The organism is Campylobacter sp. JH32, from assembly GCF_017846535.1.
Taxonomy (GTDB): domain Bacteria; phylum Campylobacterota; class Campylobacteria; order Campylobacterales; family Campylobacteraceae; genus Campylobacter_D; species Campylobacter_D coli.
In genome coordinates this window covers 1-20,800 of sequence record NZ_JAEQBS010000001.1, presented here as the reverse complement: position 1 = coordinate 20,800, position 20,800 = coordinate 1, and the positions used below count along the sequence as shown (strand labels likewise).

14 protein-coding genes, 2 tRNA genes and 3 rRNA genes are annotated in these 20,800 nt (G+C 34.0%); 11 read left to right on the top strand and 8 right to left on the bottom strand.

Translation table 11 applies throughout. The features are described 5' to 3' along the window. Window positions 1-8 precede the first annotated feature (8 nt). The 5 genes from rplS to dnaE all read left to right on the top strand — a co-directional run bounded on the left by rplS (window position 9) and on the right by dnaE (window position 6,425). Window positions 9-365, top strand: coding sequence for a 50S ribosomal protein L19 (rplS, locus tag KAR67_RS00095; RefSeq protein ID WP_002776507.1), 357 nt, complete (start codon window positions 9-11; stop codon window positions 363-365). A 151-nt stretch (window positions 366-516) separates the two neighbouring features. After that, window positions 517-930, top strand: a complete 414-nt coding sequence (gene uraH / locus KAR67_RS00090) for a hydroxyisourate hydrolase (RefSeq protein WP_002776509.1) — start codon at window positions 517-519, stop codon at window positions 928-930. A gap of 23 nt (window positions 931-953) precedes the next feature. Beyond that, complete coding sequence (locus KAR67_RS00085; protein ID WP_002776512.1) at window positions 954-2,297, top strand: 3-deoxy-7-phosphoheptulonate synthase class II; 1,344 nt, start codon at window positions 954-956, stop codon at window positions 2,295-2,297. Beyond that, on the top strand, window positions 2,294-2,623 hold the full coding sequence (locus KAR67_RS00080) for a Spx/MgsR family RNA polymerase-binding regulatory protein (protein ID WP_002776527.1): 330 nt from the start codon (window positions 2,294-2,296) through the stop codon (window positions 2,621-2,623). The genes KAR67_RS00085 and KAR67_RS00080 overlap by 4 nt, the downstream gene beginning before the upstream one ends. 199 nt (window positions 2,624-2,822) lie before the next feature. Further along, the gene (gene dnaE, locus KAR67_RS00075) at window positions 2,823-6,425 is read left to right on the top strand and encodes a DNA polymerase III subunit alpha (RefSeq protein WP_002784209.1); all 3,603 of its coding nucleotides are present in this window, start codon (window positions 2,823-2,825) and stop codon (window positions 6,423-6,425) included. Between the two features lie 16 nt (window positions 6,426-6,441). Here the strand turns inward: dnaE and KAR67_RS00070 are convergent, their stop codons facing one another. Genes KAR67_RS00070 through KAR67_RS00050 form a run of 5 tightly spaced genes read right to left on the bottom strand, consistent with a single transcriptional unit; the run spans window position 6,442 to window position 10,393 of the window. Further along, window positions 6,442-7,074, bottom strand: a complete 633-nt coding sequence (locus KAR67_RS00070) for a YggS family pyridoxal phosphate-dependent enzyme (protein ID WP_131235524.1) — start codon at window positions 7,072-7,074, stop codon at window positions 6,442-6,444. A gap of 36 nt (window positions 7,075-7,110) precedes the next feature. Then, a complete protein-coding gene (gene flaC, locus KAR67_RS00065; RefSeq protein WP_002781826.1) occupies window positions 7,111-7,860 on the bottom strand; it encodes a flagellin C in 750 nt (249 codons plus the stop codon). A gap of 33 nt (window positions 7,861-7,893) precedes the next feature. Next, on the bottom strand, window positions 7,894-8,367 hold the full coding sequence (locus KAR67_RS00060) for a DUF4149 domain-containing protein (protein ID WP_002787413.1): 474 nt from the start codon (window positions 8,365-8,367) through the stop codon (window positions 7,894-7,896). Window positions 8,368-8,408: 41 nt separating this feature from the next. Continuing rightward, window positions 8,409-9,209 (bottom strand): HemK/PrmC family methyltransferase, encoded by an 801-nt coding sequence (locus tag KAR67_RS00055; RefSeq protein ID WP_002781824.1) that lies wholly within the window; start codon window positions 9,207-9,209, stop codon window positions 8,409-8,411. After that, the gene (locus KAR67_RS00050; protein ID WP_002796863.1) at window positions 9,206-10,393 is read right to left on the bottom strand and encodes a M48 family metallopeptidase; all 1,188 of its coding nucleotides are present in this window, start codon (window positions 10,391-10,393) and stop codon (window positions 9,206-9,208) included. Before KAR67_RS00050 ends, KAR67_RS00055 begins: the two co-directional genes overlap by 4 nt. A gap of 130 nt (window positions 10,394-10,523) precedes the next feature. Between KAR67_RS00050 and KAR67_RS00045 the strand changes: the two genes are divergently transcribed. Continuing rightward, window positions 10,524-10,709 carry a hypothetical protein gene (locus KAR67_RS00045; RefSeq protein ID WP_002793299.1) on the top strand — a complete coding sequence of 62 codons (186 nt, stop codon included), beginning with the start codon at window positions 10,524-10,526 and terminating at the stop codon, window positions 10,707-10,709. Here KAR67_RS00045 and mog read toward each other — a convergent pair. The 3 genes from mog to KAR67_RS00030 form a co-directional block, all read right to left on the bottom strand. After that, window positions 10,706-11,248: a molybdopterin adenylyltransferase gene (mog, locus tag KAR67_RS00040; RefSeq protein WP_162284549.1), complete on the bottom strand. Its 543-nt coding sequence runs from the start codon at window positions 11,246-11,248 to the stop codon at window positions 10,706-10,708. The two genes, KAR67_RS00045 and mog, sit on opposite strands and share 4 nt — an antisense overlap. Window positions 11,249-11,266: 18 nt before the next feature. After that, complete coding sequence (gene corA, locus KAR67_RS00035; protein WP_162284548.1) at window positions 11,267-12,250, bottom strand: magnesium/cobalt transporter CorA; 984 nt, start codon at window positions 12,248-12,250, stop codon at window positions 11,267-11,269. Window positions 12,251-12,616: 366 nt separating this feature from the next. Further along, a complete protein-coding gene (locus KAR67_RS00030) occupies window positions 12,617-13,387 on the bottom strand; it encodes a basic amino acid ABC transporter substrate-binding protein (RefSeq protein WP_131235522.1) in 771 nt (256 codons plus the stop codon). Between the two features lie 540 nt (window positions 13,388-13,927). Here KAR67_RS00030 and KAR67_RS00025 point away from each other — a divergent pair. The 5 genes from KAR67_RS00025 to rrf all read left to right on the top strand — a co-directional run bounded on the left by KAR67_RS00025 (window position 13,928) and on the right by rrf (window position 19,816). Then, window positions 13,928-15,440, top strand: a 16S ribosomal RNA gene (locus KAR67_RS00025). A gap of 100 nt (window positions 15,441-15,540) precedes the next feature. Beyond that, window positions 15,541-15,616, top strand: a tRNA-Ala gene (locus KAR67_RS00020). Between the two features lie 8 nt (window positions 15,617-15,624). Further along, window positions 15,625-15,701 (top strand) — tRNA-Ile (locus KAR67_RS00015). Window positions 15,702-16,309: 608 nt separating this feature from the next. Next, window positions 16,310-19,365 (top strand): 23S ribosomal RNA (locus tag KAR67_RS00010). Window positions 19,366-19,699: 334 nt separating this feature from the next. Next, window positions 19,700-19,816 (top strand): 5S ribosomal RNA (gene rrf / locus KAR67_RS00005). The 16S, 23S and 5S rRNA genes sit together here with 2 tRNA genes alongside, the layout of an rRNA operon. The last annotated feature ends 984 nt before the right edge of the window (window positions 19,817-20,800 follow it).

The window sequence follows — 20,800 nt, the reverse complement described above, 5'->3', positions numbered from 1 at the left end:
AATTTTTTATGAAAAATAAATACATAGAACAATTTGAAGCAAAACAAATTGAGGGAAAAAATGTTCCAGAATTTCGTGCTGGCGATACTTTAAGACTTGCAATTCGCATCAAAGAGGGCGATAAAACTAGAATTCAAAATTTTGAAGGAATTTGTATAGCTAGAAGAGGTAATGGTGTAGATGAAACCTTTATCGTTCGCAAAATGGGTGCTAATAATGTTGGCGTAGAAAGAATTTTTCCAATTTATAGCGAAAGTTTAGAGAGTATTACTGTTGTAAGAAAAGGTCGTGTTCGTCGTGCTAGATTGTTCTATCTTAGAGATAGACGCGGTAAAGCAGCACGTATTAAAGAACTTAAAAAATAATCTGCAAAATTATTATTTTGCAGATTTAGCATCTTTCTGTTTTTTAAATAAATATATTTTAACTAATTTATAAAATTTATTATTTAGTTATTATTGTTAATAATATTTTGTTATGATTTAGATATATAAAATATTATTAAGGGAGAAAAATATGCTTTCTACAAAAAAAATTTTATTGGCTCTCATAAACATACCAATATTTCTAAATGCAACTGAATATCAGTTAAGTACCCATATTTTAGACATTAACTCTGGCCAACCTGCATCTAATGTAAAAGTAGAGCTTTATAACTTGGATCAAAATCGACAATGGGTCAAGATAAGTGAAAAATTTACAAAAAAGAATGGTAGGATAGCAGATTTTCTTCCCTATGAAAAAACAGAAAATCGTTCTTTTGGAGTTTATAAACTCAAATTTTATACCAAAGATTATTATATATCACATAAAGTTGATAGTTTTTACCCCTTTGTAGAAGTAAGTTTTGAACTTTTAAAAGATCAAAAACATTATCATATACCTATTACCTTATCTCCTTTTGGTTACTCAACCTATAGGGGAAGTTAAAATTATATCTTTAGGAAATAACGATGACTTGGACTAAAAATTCTTGGAAAAATTTTTCTATTAAGCAGCAGCCTATTTATTCTAATCAAGAGGAGCTAAATAAAGTCTTAAATAAACTTGAAAAACTTCCTCCTTTGGTTTTTGCAGGTGAAGTAAGAGAGCTTCAAAGTGCTTTAGCAAGAGTATGCCGAAAAGAAGCTTTTTTACTTCAGGGTGGAGATTGTGCAGAAAGTTTTGCAAATTTTGGAGCAGTAAATATACGAGATATGTTTAAAATTTTACTTCAAATGGCTATAGTTTTAACTTTTGCGGGTGGTTGTCCCGTTGTTAAAATTGGTCGTATGGCGGGGCAATTTGCTAAGCCAAGAAGTAGCGATTATGAAGAGATAAATGGAGTAAAGCTTCCAAGTTATAGAGGTGATATTATTAATGGCTTTGAATTTAATGAAAAAGCTAGAATTCCTGATCCAAATAGAATGCTTGAAGCTTACTATCAAAGTGCTACTACTTTAAATTTATTGCGCGGTTTTGCTAAAGGGGGATTAGCTAATTTACACGAGGTGCATCGATGGAATTTAGGTTTTTTGAAAAAAAGCGAGCTGCATCAACAATACACCGATATCAGTGAGAAAATTTCTCAGGCCTTAGATTTTATGGAGGCCTGTGGTATTAATACCTATAATACTCCAAGCTTAAAAGAAGTTGATATCTATACTTCTCATGAAGCTTTGCTTTTGCCTTACGAGGAAGCTTTAACTAGAGTGGATAGCTTAAGTGGTGAAATTTATGATTGTTCAGCTCATATGCTTTGGATAGGTGAGAGAACTAGGGGTCTTGATGAAGCTCATGTACACTTTTTAAGTGGAGTTAGAAATCCTTTAGGAGTAAAAATAGGCCCAAATGCAAGTGCTGATGATGTGATCGCTTTAGCTAATGCTTTAAATCCAAACAATGAAGAGGGTAGATTAAATATCATCATTAGGATGGGTGCTGAAAAAATAGCAACTCAATTGCCTAAAATTTTCTCTAAACTTAAAAAAGAGGGATTAAATTTAGTTTATAGTATAGATCCTATGCATGGTAATACGGTAAAAGCAGGGGATTTTAAAACGCGTGAATTTGATAAAATCATGCAAGAAGTAAGATATTTCTTTGAAATAGCTATGAGCGAAGGTGTATATGCAGGTGGAGTTCATCTTGAAATGACAGGACAGGATGTAACCGAATGTACGGGTGGTGCGAGTAATGTTACTGCGCAAAGTTTAGAAAAACGCTATGAGACACAGTGCGATCCAAGACTTAATGCAGATCAGGCACTTGAGCTTGCGTTTTTGATTGCTGATTTGGTTAAAAAGGCAAGAAAATGAAAGTCTATGGGATTAAAAACTGTAATTCCGTAAAAAAAGCTCTAGAGTTTTTAGATAAAAAAGCTCTAGAATTTGATTTTATTGATATTAAAAAGATTGATTTGGGCGTGCTTGAAAACTGGCTTAAATATAAAAGATTTAGTGAAATTATCAATACTGCAGGCACTACTTCAAAAAAACTCGGTTTGAATAAAGACAAGATAGAGAGCTTAAGCGAGCTTGAGTTGAAAAATATTATTTTAGAAAATCCAAGTTGTATTAAACGCCCTGTTATAGAAAAGGATAACCAAATTTATATTGGCAAAGAATATGAACAAATTTTGTGATTTTATCTCTTGAAAGATGATTCATTCTTTCAATCTTAAAAACTTTTACCATTTTATTTTTTAAAATATATTTGCTGATGGTGATAAAATTATCATGATAAATTTCAGGTAATTTTTAGTGATAAATTCTTTCAAATTCAGCAATAAAAATTTATAATTTTTATCAAAATCTTTAGTATTTATATTTTCAAGGAAGACGATGAGCCAATTTACCCATCTTCATTTGCATACAGAATATTCTTTACTTGATGGAGCCAATAAGCTTAAGGAATTAGCTAAAACCCTTAAAGAGCAGGGTGCTACAAGTGTAGCCATGACAGATCATGGTAATATGTTTGGAGCAATTGATTTTTATCAGACTATGCGTTCTGAGGGATTAAAACCCATCATAGGTCTTGAAGCGTATTTGCATAATCATGAAGATATTTCAGATAAAAGCTCGCGTCAAAGATTTCATCTTTGCTTATATGCAAAAAATGAGGTTGGTTATCAAAATTTAATGTATCTAAGTTCTCAAAGCTATATCAAGGGTTTGTATTATTATCCACGCATCAATAAAAAGCTTTTGGAAGAGCATAGCGAAGGGCTTATCTGTTCTTCGGCTTGCTTGCAAGGTGAGGTAAATTGGCATTTAAATATTCATAGTGAAAGAAATGTTCGTTTTGGAGCCAAGGGTTATGAAGCGGCTAAGGAAGCGGCTTTATGGTATAAAAAAGTTTTTGGCGATGATTTTTATTTTGAAATTATGCGTCATGGTATAGGAGATCAAAGAGCCATAGACGATGATATTATAAGACTCTCAAAAGAATTGAATATTAAAATTATTGCTACAAATGATACCCATTATACTTTTAAGGAAAGAGCGGCTGCCCATGAAGTATTTATGTGTATTGCTATGGGCAAAAAGCTGAATGATCCTGATCGTTTACGCCATAGTGTTCATGAATTTTATGTCAAATCTCCAGCGCAAATGAGCGAGCTTTTTGCTGATATACCTGAAGCTATTGAAAATACTCAAGAAATTGCTAATAAATGTAATTTAGAGCTAAATTTAGGAAATCCCACTCCGCCAAATTTTAAATTCACAAGAGAATATGCAAAAGAATATAATATAAGCTTGCCCGAAGAGGGTAAAGAATTTAGTTTTGATAATGATGATGTGGTTTTTGATGAGCTTTGCAAAAAAGGACTTGAGGAAAGGCTAAAATTCGTTGATATAAGCAAGCATGAAGAATATAAAACAAGGCTCGAAGTCGAAATCAATATCATAAAAAAAATGAAATTTTCAGGCTATATGCTAATCGTTCATGATTTTATCAAAGTGGCTAAAGATAAAGGAATTCCTGTAGGTCCTGGAAGGGGTTCAGCTGCGGGTAGTTTGGTCGCTTATTCTTTAAAAATCACGGATTTAGATCCTATTCCTTATAGTTTGCTTTTTGAGCGTTTTTTAAATCCAGAACGCGTATCGATGCCCGATATTGATGTGGATTTTTGTCAAGATAGACGCGCAGAAGTGATTGATTATGTGATTGATAAATACGGAGCCGATAAGGTTGCACAGGTTATTACTTTTGGTAAGCTTTTGGCTCGTGGAGTGATTCGTGATGTGGCAAGGGTTTGTGATATGAGTATTCCTGATGCAGATGAACTTGCCAAGCTTATACCTGAAGAACTTAAAATCACTCTTGATGCAGCTTACGAAAAAGAACCAAAGATTAAAGAATTTATAGAGCGTCATCCAAAGGGTCCTGAAGTTTGGGAGTATGCTAAGGCTCTTGAAGGACTCAATAGAAATGCAGGTATGCACGCAGCAGGTGTTGTGATTTCTAATGAAAGTTTATGGAAAAAAACTCCTCTTTTTAGACAGAGTAAAAACGATGAAAGACATTTAGTTACACAATACTCTAAAGATCATTTAGAGGATGTAGACTTAATCAAATTTGATTTCTTGGGTTTAAAAACTTTAACTTTGATCAACAATGCTATTAAACTCATTAAAAAGCGTTACAATAAAGACATAATCTGGGAAGCTATCGATGTAAACGATGCTAAAGTTTATAAAACCATACAGAGTGGGAATACCTTAGGAATATTTCAAATAGAATCAGGCGGAATGCAAAACTTAAATGCAAGATTAAAGCCTGAGCGTTTTGAAGATATTATCGCGGTTCTTGCTCTTTATCGCCCAGGTCCTATGGAATCAGGAATGCTTGATGATTTTATAGATAGGAAACATGGGCTTAAAAAGATAGAATATCCATTTGATACTCTTGAAAGTGTATTAGAGCCTACATACGGGATTATTGTCTATCAAGAGCAAGTTATGCAAATTGTTCAGATTATAGGAGGATTTTCACTAGGTGGTGCTGATGTGGTGCGCCGCGCTATGGGCAAAAAAGATCCTGAAAAAATGAAAAAATTAAAAAGTGAATTTGCTGATGGTGCTGAAAAGCAGGGTTATGATAGAGTAAAAGCCGAAGAGCTTTGGGAATTGATTGTTAAATTTGCAGGATATGGTTTTAACAAATCTCACTCTGCGGCTTATGCCTTGATCACTTTTCAAACAGCGTACTTAAAAACCTACTATCCTAGTGAATTTATGGCAGCATTGCTAACAAGTGAAGAAAATAATGTCGATAAAATCGCTGTTTATATCGATGAAATGAAAAAAATGAATATCAAACTTCTTCCACCTTCTGTTAATAAAGCCATACGCGAATTTAGTGCAGTAGAGCAAGAAGATGGTAAAGATGCTATTGTTTATGGACTTGGAGCTATTAAAAGTGTGGGAATTCCTGCAGTTGAAAATTTACTCGAAGCAAGAGAGCGAGGCGAATTTAAAAATATTGATGATTTTTTAAGCAGGATAGAGCCTACAAAGATCAACAAAAGAACCCTAGAAAGTCTTATCAAAGCGGGTGCTTTTGATGAATTTGGCTATACGAGAAAGTGCTTGTTTGATAATATGGACAATTTAACCGAAGGCTCTAAAAAAATGGCCGATGCAAGAAAAAATGCAGCAAGTTCTCTTTTTGGAGAAGATGAATTAACTGTTGGTTTGCAAGTTAATATAGTGGCTAAGAATGAAGAATTTGAGGTTATGGAAAAACTTGAATTTGAAAAAGAGATTTTGGGAATTTATGTTTCAGGACACCCACTCGATCGTTTTTATGATAAATTTAAGGAAATAGATTATGTAAAAAGTATAGATTTTTCAACACTTAAAGGCAGTGGAGAAATTTTAAGTATAGGAAAGATTGAAAGCTTTAAATCTATGATGAGTAAAAATAATAAGCGTTATGGCAGGCTTGAGATATTGGATTTTTATTCTACTTTTGAAGTGACGGTTTTTGAGTCTAATATAGAAGAGATTGAAAATATTTTAAAAAATGAAGCCTCTAAAAATGAGGCTTATGGATTTTTATTAAGCTATAAAGCAGAGGAGGGCAAATTAGATAGTTTGGCTTTAAGATCAATTAAAACTCTAGAGGAGCTTCAAGAAGGAGAGATTAAGGCGGTAAAAAAATTTAACGCCAAGAAAAATACTCAAGAAAATAAAGATTTTATAGCAGAGCCTAAAGAATTTGAAAACAATATTATAGAACTTGATCTTTCAAGATTAAATCGAGAGCTTGTTTATGAAATTCACGAAATAGCAAGAAGTGCACATAATCCAAATGAAAAAGGCAATAAAAAGCTTGTCTTAAAGATCGTTAGCACTGGTTCTTGCTTGCTTTATCATACTGATTTTGTTATTTCTGATAGTGTTAGTGAAAAAATTATCAATAAATATGCAGGGTAAAGGATTAGGGGAGATTTTATTTTAAATTTTTAAATAAAATACTTCCAAGCCTTACCATATTAGATCCACACTTAATGGCGATTTTAAAGTCATTACTCATCCCCATGGAGCAAATTTTAGCTCCGTGTTTTTGAAGTTTTTCATAGATTTTATAGGTTGTTTCAAAACTTTTTTCAATTTCTCTTTGATCTTCGCTGTGTGAACCTATGCTCATAACTCCACAAAGATTTAAATTAGGACATTCTTCTTGAATTTGTAAATATTCTTCTATAGCTTGATCCGGATTAAGTCCGCTTTTGCTGAGTTCATTGGCACTATTGATTTCTAGTAAGGTATCTAGTTTATAATTTAGTCTTTTATCCATGGCTTTTGCTATTTTTAATCCATTACAAGAATGCCAGAGTATTGGTTTTTGCTTGATTAAAAGATTGATTTTATTGCTTTGTAGCGTTCCTATAAAATGCCATTTTATATTTAAATCTTTTTTATCAAGAATTTCTTTTTTTTGTACTAGGGCTTGAACTTGATTTTCTCCAAATTCTGTAATTCCTTGAGTAAAAAGTTTTTCGATAATATTTGCATCAACATATTTGCTTGCTGCTACAAGACGGATATTTTTGGTTTTTTCTAAAATTTGTTCTAAAGTCATTTTTATAAAAAGAGAAGCCCTAGATTAGGGCTTTTATCATTGTAATAAGCTAGCAATTTTGCTTTGAAGTTGCATGTTAGATTGTGCAGCGACGAAAGCAGCTGCATTTTCTTTTAGGTAATTGCTATTAAAATCATTGACATTTTTTGCCATATCATTATTCAGCAAATTATTTTCAGCTGCTTTAGTATTGATGCTATTTTGCACACTAGCATTGATATTAGAAGTGATGGCATTGATACCCGATCCTATTTCACTTCTTAAAGCACCAAGTTGATCCATAAAATTTGTAATATTGTCTTGATTATCTATGCTAAGACCACTAGTTGTCAATGGATTTAAATTGGTCGTTTCAGTTCCACTTCCTACTACAAAATTCATAGTTTGGAATACATTTTTTCCATTATAGGTAGCATTATTAAAAGAATCATTGATGGACTCTTGTATGCGTGTTGCTTCTGTTCTTAGCATGCTTTTTTGAGAATCACTTAATGCTGCATTATTCATCTTTACGGAGAGTTCATTAAGTCTATCAGCACTTTGAGAAATATTTGTCAGGCTTGCATCTGCAATTTGTAAAACACCAATAGCATCATAGGCATTTGCGACACCTTGATCTATAGTGCTTGATTGAGATCTTAAAGAATCAGCAATAGCTAAATTAGCACTATCAATCCCACTTATCGCACGGACAGCTGCAATGTTTTCTAAAGCTTTTTCACTAGCTTTTTGAGCATTATTTAAATAATAATTTTGTTGCATCATGCTTGCATCAGAGATCATCATAGCCTACTCCTCCTTATAAATTTTTATTGGATTTTAGCATTTTTTTGCTATTTTAAAGCTTAAGAAATATAGAAAAACTTGCATTAATAAAATAATTTTTATAACCACTTCGCTTGCATTATGTATACTAAGAAATTCTTGGCTTTTTGTAGCTTGTTCGCCCAAATTTTGAAGTTCAATAATGGTATTTGTAAAATACAAAACAAACACTAAGCTCAAAATTAAAATGAGTATAGTAAGCATTAATTTTGAGAATTTAATCTGAAATTTCATATCTTCTTTTGCAAAAGAATAGATTTCAAATAATAAATTAATAATAGAAACAAAAATTAACAAATATCCCATTTTAATGAAAATTTGAGTCATCATTAAGCCACTTTGAAAATGACTTAAAACTCCCTCGCCTATAAGGTTAGCTGGGTAAAAAATTACTGGTGCAACAACTATGCCAAGTATAAGCTCTATGCCAATCATAGCTGCAAGTAAAAATAGATTGATTGCTTTCAATTTTTCTCCTTAATTTTTTAACTTATCATATCATACAAAGCTTATTTTTTAGCAAATTGAGCGACAAAAGCACGATCATATCCTTGTTCATCTTGAAAAAATTCAGCTTGAAAATTTTTTTGATATAAAATTTGTTTTAAAATTACTTTTTGATCATAGCCAAATTCGCATGCTAAAAATTTAACCTTTCTTTCAAAGGAGAAAGTTATAATTTCTTCTAAAATTTCATATCCTTTTTCTCCTCCAAATAGGGCTTCTTTTGGTTCGTTTTGTACCCAAAGATCTATGGGGTATGAATTTTGGATATAGGGAGGATTTGAAAAAATAAAATCATAATTTTCTTTTATTTGTTTAAAATCACAAAGTTTAAAGTCGATTAAATGTTCAACTTTGTGTAATTTAGCATTTTCTAAGGCTAATTGTAAAGCTTTGGGGTTGATATCACAAGCTGTAATTTTTATTCCCAATTCTTTAGCTAAAACTATACTTAAAATTCCGCTTCCAAAGCCTATTTCTAATATATTTTGAAAATTATTATTTTTGCAAATTTTAAGAACTTGTGAAAGTAAAATTTCGCTATCATAGCGTGGGATTAAAACCCCTTTTTTTACTTTAAATTCCAAGCCCCAAAAATCTGCTTTTTCAAAGATGTATTCAAAAGGTTCCCCTGATTGAAAGCGTTTGATAAGTTCAAAATAGGGCTTGGAATCAAATTCTAGATCTTGATTTAAAAAAATCCAAGTCCTATCTTTTTTTAGATATTCACAAAGTATAAATAAGGCTTCATTTTCGTGTTTTTCAAGTCTAGTTTTAGCTTCTATAAGAGCGTTTTTTATGGTCAAGAAAGAGCCTTGATTCTATCACTAATGCTTGGATGACTAAGATAAAAAAAGGTATAAATCTTGCTTGTTTTAATAAAAGCTTTATTTTCTCTTGCTAGAGCTAAGAGTGCATTCTTCATATCTTCTTTGCTTGTAACTTTAGCTCCGTGTTGATCTGCTGCAAATTCATTTTTTCTACTTAAGGCATTTATTAAAGGAGAGATGATAAAACTAAAAATATTTGCAAATATAAACAAAAGAGCAAAAACACCCCCATTAACTCCTTCTAGATGGCTTTCTTGATATACAAAATCAGGCAAATGGGCAAAAATAAAGAAAAGTAAAAACATAGTGATTGCCCCATTGATTAGGGCTTTTATTATATCTTTGTGAACAAAATGTCCAAGTTCGTGCCCTAAAACTGCTAGAAGCTCTCTTTCGCTTAAGGCTTTTAAAAGTGTGTCAAAAAGCACCACTCTTTTGCTTTTAAAAAGCCCACCAAAATAAGCATTTAAACGCTTATCTCTTTTACTAGCATCAATCACATAAACCCCATTCGCATTAAAGCCACATTGTTTCATTAGATCATTGATTTTACTTAGCAAATTTTCATCTTCTAATTTTTCCATTTTGTTAAATATAGGAGCGATTAGAGTAGGATAAATAACATTTATGATCACTATCACACAAAAAGCAAAAATAAAGGCCGCAAGCCACCAAAAAGTACCAAAAAAATCATAGCAAAAAAGTAGGGCATAAAGGATTAAAAATCCAAAAATCAAAGTTAAAATAAGGCTTTTTATAGTGTCTTTGATAAAAAGTTTTAAAGTCATATTTGAAAAACCATGAGCCTTATCTTTAACAAAGCTTTCATAAATGCTTAGAGGCAAATTTAAAATACTTGTGATAATTAAAAAAGCAAGTAAAAATAGAGTATTTTCAAGGCGAGAGTTTTCGCTGATTAATAGTTCTTTTAAGTAAAGAAATCCAAAACCTATCCATGCGATATTAACAATCAGCATATAAAAATTTGAAAAAAGCTTGAATTTTTCATTTTCTATAGCAATATCGGCTGCGTTTTGATAATCTTCCTCACTTAAAATTTGTGCTTGTTTATTTTTTTCTTTTTCTAAAAAGCGAATTTGATTACAAGAAATCCAAGACAAAAGTGCTGTATAAAGACATAAAATTGCAATTAAAGTCATTTATTTTCCTTGATTTATTTTTTTGCGAATTCTAACTTAAAATCATGAAATAAAGTTAATAATCATATAAATATTAAAAATAATATTTTTTTTAATTAAAATAATGTATATTTACAAAAAAAGGATAAAAATGTTTTTTAAGAAAAAGATTACTCAAAAACAAAATACAAGGGCTAAAATTTCAATTAATGATGCAGTTTTAGATGATAGGCTTTATAAATTTAAAAATAAAATACAAAAAATAAGCAAGGATGAGGCATCAGCAAGCCTACTTGCTAGACAACTAAGCAGGCTTATTAAGGCTAATAAATTTTAATTTTGACATTTTTTCTTAGGTCTAAAAACTTGAATTACTTCATCATTTCCCTCTATATAAGCTCCACCTATTAAATCAATACAATAAGGTATTGCAGGAAATACAGGCTCTAGACATTCTGCTATGGCTTTAGGATTGCCAGGTAGATTGATGATGAAAGATTTATTGCGAATTCCTGCTGTTTGTCTTGAAAGTATAGCTGTGGGTACAAATTTTAAGCTTTCTAAACGCATGAGCTCTCCAAAGCCCGGCATTAATTTATCACATACCACTTCTGTAGCTTCAGGGGTTACATCGCGAAGTGCTGGTCCTGTTCCTCCACTAGTGATTACTAAGTCACATTCTTTCTCATCTACTAGATAAAGTAATTTTTTAATAATTAAATCATAATCATCTGGTATAAGCTCTTTAAAATAGATGATTTCATTTTTAATATATGAATTTAGAGTTCTTTCAACTTCAGCGGTGGCTTTGTCTTCATATACTCCACTACTTGCTCTATCACTTAAGGTTAAAATTCCTATTTTAATGATATCCATTTTTTCTCCTTTAATGTATTATAACCAACCTTTTTTCTTAAAAACAATAACAGGTACAATGATGGAAATTATCATCACCGCAAGCACTATAGGATAAGCATAGTGAAGCTCGAGTTCAGGCATAAATTTAAAGTTCATGCCATAAATTGTTCCTATGAGAGTAGGAGGCATCATGGCAACGGTTGCGACAGTAAAAAGTTTGATAATTTTATTTTGTTCTATATTTACTTGACTTGCTAGAATAGTTTGAATATTATCTAAGATATTAAGTTGAGAAACGCTAAATTCAACTAAAGAATTCAAATCTTTTAAAACTATGGTTAAATTTTGTTTTATATCTCTATCGATTTTATCACTTTTAAGTAATGAGGTCATCGCACGACGCTTGTCAAATAAAGAGTCTCTAACTCGCATATTAAGCTCTTGTAAACTTGAAATATCCTTTAGCATTTCATCATAACTGTATTCATCTTTTTTCTCTAAAACGGTTGTTCTTAAGCGTCTTGCTTCTTTATCTATCCATTCAAGTAAATCCGCATCTTTTTCAACACGCACTTCAAACATTTTATCGATAATATCAAAACCATCTTCAAAATTCTTTGGACTTGCCAATATCCTTGCCTGAATTTCTTCAAAGGTACTAAATTCATTATATCTTATCGTAAATAAAATATTTTTAGCTGTTGCAAAAGTGACAATTTCCGTGCGAAGCTTGATTGAATTTTGCTCTTCATCATTATTTTTAAATTCTCGAATTAAAAAATGAGCATTGATAGTTATGGTAGCATTATCTTCCCAATATTTTGCGCTAAGTTCTATTTCCTCTCTTTCTTCCTTTGTTGGAAATTCAAGATTAAATTCATTCGATATAAATGCGATTTCTGCAGTACTTGGATGAAGTAAATCAATCCATAAGATATTTTGTGGTAATTCTTGATTGTCAAGATTAAAATTAATTCTTTGCACTAAGGCATTTTGTGTTTTTATGTAAATGTAAAGCATAGTCGTTCCTTATTTTTGACTTTGAAATTATAACTTTGATTAGTTAAAAATCAACTTGTATCTAAAATGTTTCTAGAACTTAATTTAATTTCTAATTTTTTTAGATTTGTGACTTGCGGTTTTGTTATTTTAAAGATGAAATTTATTTGATTTAGATGATATTTGAATATTAGCGTGGTGGTGCTAAATTTTGACTTAAAGAATATGTAGGTAAAGATTATAAAAAGTGAGTAAATTTTTTAGCGATTTTATTAGAGTGTGTTAGCAAGGCTCTTATATGCAATAATAATGAAAAACTTTTAAAAGTTTCAGAAGAGAGAAAATAGGAGATTTTAAACTTCTAGATAGAAGCGTGAAATTTCACGCTTACTCTAGTTCATATTTTTTTATAAGATCATCATAAAATCCACTAGTCTTTGCTTCATCTATGCCTTTGTTAAATATTTCTATAACTTCCTTTTGTTTATCCTTATCAAAAGCGAAACTAAAGCCCTCACCACCATCTGTTTCTTGATAGAAGCTTACTAAATCAGGATTTTCAGCTAAAAAACCTTTAGCAGTATCCTCATCAGCAACAATAGCATCAATTTTATTATTTTTTAATGCTAAAACAGCTATATTTAAATCCTTGTTGCTTTGAATTTGTATATCCTTAATAGCTTTTGCTGTGTTTTCTTGTAAAGTTCCTAATTGAACTCCTACTTTTTTACCTTCTAAATCGGTTTTTGTTTGAAGGGTTTCATTGCTTTTGAGCTTGATATAAAGATTTTTACTCATATAATAAGGCTTTGTAAAATCTACACTTTGTCTTCTCTCATCTGTAGCACTCATAGCTGAAGCAATCATATCAATCTTACCTGATTTGAGAGCAGGAATCAATCCATCAAAATTGGTTTCAACCCAAACAATTTCAATACCATTTTTTTTAGCAATTTCTTCAATCAAATCAGTATCAAAACCCGTAAGTTTAGAATCTTGCTTAAAATTAAAAGGTTTATAATTTGGAGCAGTTCCAACCTTTAAAGTGAGTGTAGTATTAGCTTCATTGCTTGCATTATTTTCTGTTTTAGTGTTTTGGCAAGCTACCAAAAATAAGCCCGTGAAGGCAACTAAGAAAGCGGTTAAAAACTTTTTCATTGTTTTCCTTTATAGTAAAATTTTCTCTATGATTATATCAAAGTTAGCTAGCCAATTGGCAAAAAAATCCAGTTTTTAATTTTTTGCCAAAATTAATTAAAAAAATAATTTATTTAATCCTCCTTTAAGCTTAATTGGTTATACTTTCATTTCCTTTTTCAGAAAAGGACTTAAGATCTTTAAATTATAGTCTAAAGTTAACTAAAGTTAAATTAAGATTTTATAAACCCTATGTTTCTAGTTTTAAATTAATCTTTAATCCTAGCTAAAGCAATCTAAGTTTATAAAACTTTATTATTACTAAACTTTATTTACATATAATAAATGATTTTTTGTTTTTGTTCTTTAAAATTAATATTGTTATTTCAAATCTTATTAGTCAATCTTTGAAATCTAAATAAGTGATCGATTGAGCCAGAAGGATTTAGGCATAAGTAATTATGTAAAATCTATTCAATCTAAATATTTAAAGATTAAAAGTTTTTCTTTTTAATCTTCATTACTTTTTCTTTGAAGAAAAAGATTAAACTATCTATAATTTTTATGGAGAGTTTGATCCTGGCTCAGAGTGAACGCTGGCGGCGTGCCTAATACATGCAAGTCGAACGATGAAGCTTCTAGCTTGCTAGAAGTGGATTAGTGGCGCACGGGTGAGTAAGGTATAGTTAATCTGCCCTACACAAGAGGACAACAGTTGGAAACGACTGCTAATACTCTATACTCCTGCTTAACACAAGTTGAGTAGGGAAAGTTTTTCGGTGTAGGATGAGACTATATAGTATCAGCTAGTTGGTAAGGTAATGGCTTACCAAGGCTATGACGCTTAACTGGTCTGAGAGGATGATCAGTCACACTGGAACTGAGACACGGTCCAGACTCCTACGGGAGGCAGCAGTAGGGAATATTGCGCAATGGGGGAAACCCTGACGCAGCAACGCCGCGTGGAGGATGACACTTTTCGGAGCGTAAACTCCTTTTCTTAGGGAAGAATTCTGACGGTACCTAAGGAATAAGCACCGGCTAACTCCGTGCCAGCAGCCGCGGTAATACGGAGGGTGCAAGCGTTACTCGGAATCACTGGGCGTAAAGGGCGCGTAGGCGGATTATCAAGTCTCTTGTGAAATCTAATGGCTTAACCATTAAACTGCTTGGGAAACTGATAGTCTAGAGTGAGGGAGAGGCAGATGGAATTGGTGGTGTAGGGGTAAAATCCGTAGATATCACCAAGAATACCCATTGCGAAGGCGATCTGCTGGAACTCAACTGACGCTAAGGCGCGAAAGCGTGGGGAGCAAACAGGATTAGATACCCTGGTAGTCCACGCCCTAAACGATGTACACTAGTTGTTGGGGTGCTAGTCATCTCAGTAATGCAGCTAACGCATTAAGTGTACCGCCTGGGGAGTACGGTCGCAAGATTAAAACTCAAAGGAATAGACGGGGACCCGCACAAGCGGTGGAGCATGTGGTTTAATTCGAAGATACGCGAAGAACCTTACCTGGGCTTGATATCCTAAGAACCTTTTAGAGATAAGAGGGTGCTAGCTTGCTAGAACTTAGAGACAGGTGCTGCACGGCTGTCGTCAGCTCGTGTCGTGAGATGTTGGGTTAAGTCCCGCAACGAGCGCAACCCACGTATTTAGTTGCTAACGGTTCGGCCGAGCACTCTAAATAGACTGCCTTCGTAAGGAGGAGGAAGGTGTGGACGACGTCAAGTCATCATGGCCCTTATGCCCAGGGCGACACACGTGCTACAATGGCATATACAATGAGACGCAATACCGCGAGGTGGAGCAAATCTATAAAATATGTCCCAGTTCGGATTGTTCTCTGCAACTCGAGAGCATGAAGCCGGAATCGCTAGTAATCGTAGATCAGCCATGCTACGGTGAATACGTTCCCGGGTCTTGTACTCACCGCCCGTCACACCATGGGAGTTGATTTCACTCGAAGCCGGAATACTAAACTAGTTACCGTCCACAGTGGAATCAGCGACTGGGGTGAAGTCGTAACAAGGTAACCGTAGGAGAACCTGCGGTTGGATCACCTCCTTTCTAGAGTACAAAGTAATAAGTCTCACAACTATTACTTCATTATAAACTCAATTGATTCTTGTTTAGATTTCAAAGATTGATGATAAAGCTAATTGTTTATGGGGAATTAGCTCAGCTGGGAGAGCGCCTGCTTTGCACGCAGGAGGTCAGCGGTTCGATCCCGCTATTCTCCACCATTTATTAAGGGCCTATAGCTCAGCTGGTTAGAGTGCACCCCTGATAAGGGTGAGGTCACAAGTTCAAGTCTTGTTAGGCCCACCATAGAAGTATCAATCTTAAAAAGATAAAAACAAGATTTGAAATCAAGCTTTAAAATCTAAAGCAAGTATATATTTATAAATATACTTTATATACCATATACTTCCTTTAGGTTTTAAACCTAAATGTTCTTTATAATTATCATTGTTAAGAGTCACAAGCAAGTTTTAATAAAAACAATTTTACAGGACTTGTTAAAGGATAAAACTCAATTATCTTTTCTTTGGTTTTATTTATATCTTTTAACTATCTTTATTTTTTATAATAAAGAGAATATTAGATCTAAAATTTTAAATTAAAGATAAGTTTCAAACTCACGACTTAGTTTAGATATTTTTAGTATTTATATTAAGTGTTTGAATGCTTTCCGTCTTAAGATAATGAAGTCTTATCGTAAAAACTTTAACAAGGAAGTGATGCGTTTTAGAATCAATAATAAAAGGTAGAAGTTAGATTATATCTAACTTTTATGCATATTCTTAGCAGAAGAAGCAAGAAAGACTATTAGTCTTTAACTTACTTTATCAGCCTAATATCTTTTAGGTTGGCGGGGTAGGTCTTTAGCTTGCTTCTTAGTCAAGGCTTTGCCTTGACGCTAAAGAAGGTAAAAAAGGTAAGCTACTAAGAGCGAATGGTGGATGCCTTGACTGGTAAAGGCGATGAAGGACGTACTAGACTGCGATAAGCTACGGGGAGCTGTCAAGAAGCTTTGATCCGTAGATTTCCGAATGGGGCAACCCAATGTATAGAGATATACATTACCTATATAGGAGCGAACGAGGGGAATTGAAACATCTTAGTACCCTCAGGAAAAGAAATCAATAGAGATTGCGTCAGTAGCGGCGAGCGAAAGCGCAAGAGGGCAAACCCAGTGCTTGCACTGGGGGTTGTAGGACTGCAATGTGCAAGAGGTGAGTTTAGCAGAACATTCTGGAAAGTATAGCCATAGAGGGTGATAGTCCCGTATGCGAAAAACAAACCTTAGCTAGCAGTATCCTGAGTAGGGCGGGACACGAGAAATCCTGTCTGAAGCTGGGTCGACCACGATCCAACCCTAAATACTAATACCAGATCGATAGTGCACAAGTACCGTGAGGGAAAGGTGAAAAGAACTGAGGTGATCAGAGTGAAATAGAACCTGAAACCATTTGCTTACAATCATTCAGAGCCCTATGTAGCAATACAGGGTGATGGACTGCCTTTTGCATAATGAGCCTGCGAGTTGTGGTGTCTGGCAAGGTTAAGCAAACGCGAAGCCGTAGCGAAAGCGAGTCTGAATAGGGCGCTTAGTCAGATGCTGCAGACCCGAAACGAAGTGATCTATCCATGAGCAAGTTGAAGCTAGTGTAAGAACTAGTGGAGGACTGAACCCATAGGCGTTGAAAAGCCCCGGGATGACTTGTGGATAGGGGTGAAAGGCCAATCAAACTTCGTGATAGCTGGTTCTCTCCGAAATATATTTAGGTATAGCGTTGTGTCGTAATATAAGGGGGTAGAGCACTGAATGGGCTAGGGCATACACCAATGTACCAAACCCTATCAAACTCCGAATACCTTATATGTAATCACAGCAGTCAGGCGGCGAGTGATAAAATCCGTCGTCAAGAGGGAAACAACCCAGACTACCAGCTAAGGTCCCTAAATCTTACTTAAGTGGAAAACGATGTGAAGTTACTTAAACAACCAGGAGGTTGGCTTAGAAGCAGCCATCCTTTAAAGAAAGCGTAATAGCTCACTGGTCTAGTGATTTTGCGCGGAAAATATAACGGGGCTAAAGTAAGTACCGAAGCTGTAGACTTGCGCACAACTTAGATTATTTAAGTTTAGAATATGAGAAACTAAGTTATATGTTTAGTTATATTTTTACTGATTTTTATAGAGTAAAGATAGAAATAAAACTTAGTAAAATCAGTAAAAATATTCTTAGACTAAAGTTAAGTAGTTTAAGTTGTGTGCAAGTGGTAGGAGAGCGTTCTATTTGCGTCGAAGGTATACCGGTAAGGAGTGCTGGAGCGAATAGAAGTGAGCATGCAGGCATGAGTAGCGATAATTAATGTGAGAATCATTAACGCCGTAAACCCAAGGTTTCCTACGCGATGCTCGTCATCGTAGGGTTAGTCGGGTCCTAAGTCGAGTCCGAAAGGGGTAGACGATGGCAAATTGGTTAATATTCCAATACCAACATTAGTGTGCGATGGAAGGACGCTTAGGGCTAAGGGGGCTAGCGGATGGAAGTGCTAGTCTAAGGTCGTAGGAGGTTATACAGGCAAATCCGTATAACAATACTCCGAGAACTGAAAGGCTTTTTGAAGTCTTCGGATGGATAGAAGAACCCCTGATGCCGTCGAGCCAAGAAAAGTTTCTAAGTTTAGCTAATGTTGCCCGTACCGTAAACCGACACAGGTGGGTGGGATGAGTATTCTAAGGCGCGTGGAAGAACTCTCTTTAAGGAACTCTGCAAAATAGCACCGTATCTTCGGTATAAGGTGTGGTTCGCTTCGTATTAGGATTTACTCCGAAAGCGAAGAAACTTACAACAAAGAGTCCCTCCCGACTGTTTACCAAAAACACAGCACTCTGCTAACTCGTAAGAGGATGTATAGGGTGTGACGCCTGCCCGGTGCTCGAAGGTTAATTGATGGGGTTAGCATTAGCGAAGCTCTTGATCGAAGCCCGAGTAAACGGCGGCCGTAACTATAACGGTCCTAAGGTAGCGAAATTCCTTGTCGGTTAAATACCGACCTGCATGAATGGCGTAACGAGATGGGAGCTGTCTCAAAGAGGGATCCAGTGAAATTGTAGTGGAGGTGAAAATTCCTCCTACCCGCGGCAAGACGGAAAGACCCCGTGGACCTTTACTACAGCTTGACACTGCTATTTGGATAAGAATGTGCAGGATAGGTGGGAGGCTTTGAGTATATGACGCCAGTTGTATATGAGCCATTGTTGAGATACCACTCTTTCTTATTTGGGTAGCTAACCAGCTTGAGTTATCCTCAAGTGGGACAATGTCTGGTGGGTAGTTTGACTGGGGCGGTCGCCTCCCAAATAATAACGGAGGCTTACAAAGGTTGGCTCAGAACGGTTGGAAATCGTTCGTAGAGTATAAAGGTATAAGCCAGCTTAACTGCAAGACATACAAGTCAAGCAGAGACGAAAGTCGGTCTTAGTGATCCGGTGGTTCTGTGTGGAAGGGCCATCGCTCAAAGGATAAAAGGTACCCCGGGGATAACAGGCTGATCTCCCCCAAGAGCTCACATCGACGGGGAGGTTTGGCACCTCGATGTCGGCTCATCGCATCCTGGGGCTGGAGCAGGTCCCAAGGGTATGGCTGTTCGCCATTTAAAGCGGTACGCGAGCTGGGTTCAGAACGTCGTGAGACAGTTCGGTCCCTATCTGCCGTGGGCGTAAGAAGATTGAAGAGATTTGACCCTAGTACGAGAGGACCGGGTTGAACAAACCACTGGTGTAGCTGTTGTTCTGCCAAGAGCATCGCAGCGTAGCTAAGTTTGGAAAGGATAAACGCTGAAAGCATCTAAGCGTGAAGCCAACTCTAAGATGAATCTTCTCTAAGCTCTCTAGAAGACTACTAGTTTGATAGGCTGGGTGTGTAATGGATGAAAGTCCTTTAGCTGACCAGTACTAATAGAGCGTTTGGCTTATCTTTAATAAAGCATCACTTCCTTGTTAAGGTTTTTAAGAAGACTTTGAATATAGATAATATTTAGAGTTTAATAGAAATCTTTCAAGTAGAGTTTGTATTAGAACTTGCTCTTAACATTGTTTTTTAAGTATTCTAAAATAAAAACTTATCAAAGAGAGTAAAGATTTGATTCATTGATAAGATGAAAGATAAGATTTAAAAGATAAAAGTAAAAATTAAAAAACAAAAAAAGAAAAATAAAAAAGAATAGAAGAAAAGCAAAAAAATAAAACAATAGAATAAAAAATAAAAGCTTTATTCTTAAGTTAAATCTTTCAAAGAATATTTAAATAACAATGTCCGTGATCATACAGATGTGGAAACGCCTTGCTCCATCCCGAACCAAGAAGCTAAGCACATCGTGGGTGATGATACTACGCCTTACTGGCAGGGGGAAAGTAGCTCATTGCGGACTTGTTAATTCTACTTTATCTTATTCTTATAGATTTAAAATCTTAGTTTTTATATATCAATCGTTGTTTTTATATTTAATTATTTTTTTATGTTTATTAAATCTATTATTGTATTAATTATTTTTTTATTGATTGAATTTGTTTTTATGCTAATTAAATATGTTTTTGTATTCATTGTTCTTTTATGTTTATGTTTAATTGGCTTGGATTGATTTATGCTTTTGTTCTAATTGTATTTAATCAGCTTAGAATGCTTTGTATAATGCTTTTACTTATCTACAACTTATTATTTTTATATTCAATCATTAGTTTAATTGATTTATGCTTTTGTTGGTTTTAAATACTTTATTAGTCATTGCTTGATTAGTTTATTAATTTATTTAATTTAATCAGTTATAGGTTATATTCATTGGTTTGTTTGATTAATTAGTTTGAAGTTTAATTAGCTTGGGTTGATTTAATTTGTAGTTTTATATTTAAATTGATTGGTTGGGTTGTCAGCTTAAGCTATGGTTGTTTATTAGTTTGGGTTGATTTAATGGTTGTTTGAGTTGTTTAGTTTATATGTTTTTATATCTCAATTATTCTTTTTATTTATTAAATCTTTTGTATCAATAATTAATCTTTATGTTTACTTGTATAGGTTTATTTATTCAATCTATTTTTATGTGTCAATTGTTCTTTATATGTCTAGTTTATATTTTATTATGTAGCTTGGGTTTGTTCAATAATTGGGTTGGATTTTTAATCACTCAAGTTTATTTTATAGTGTTTATTGAGGTTTTATGGTTGGGAGGTATACACTTCTTGGTTGGGTTAGGGGTTAATGTTGGGTTAGGGTGGATAGACTATGATTGTTTATTCTTGTTGGCGAGAATGAATGTTATACTTGAGATAAATTTTATCATCGATAGTCTTGCTATTTAATTGATGTTTGTAAAAAAGTGTGTGTAATTTATGGCTTGTTTGGGTTTGGGTGGGATTAG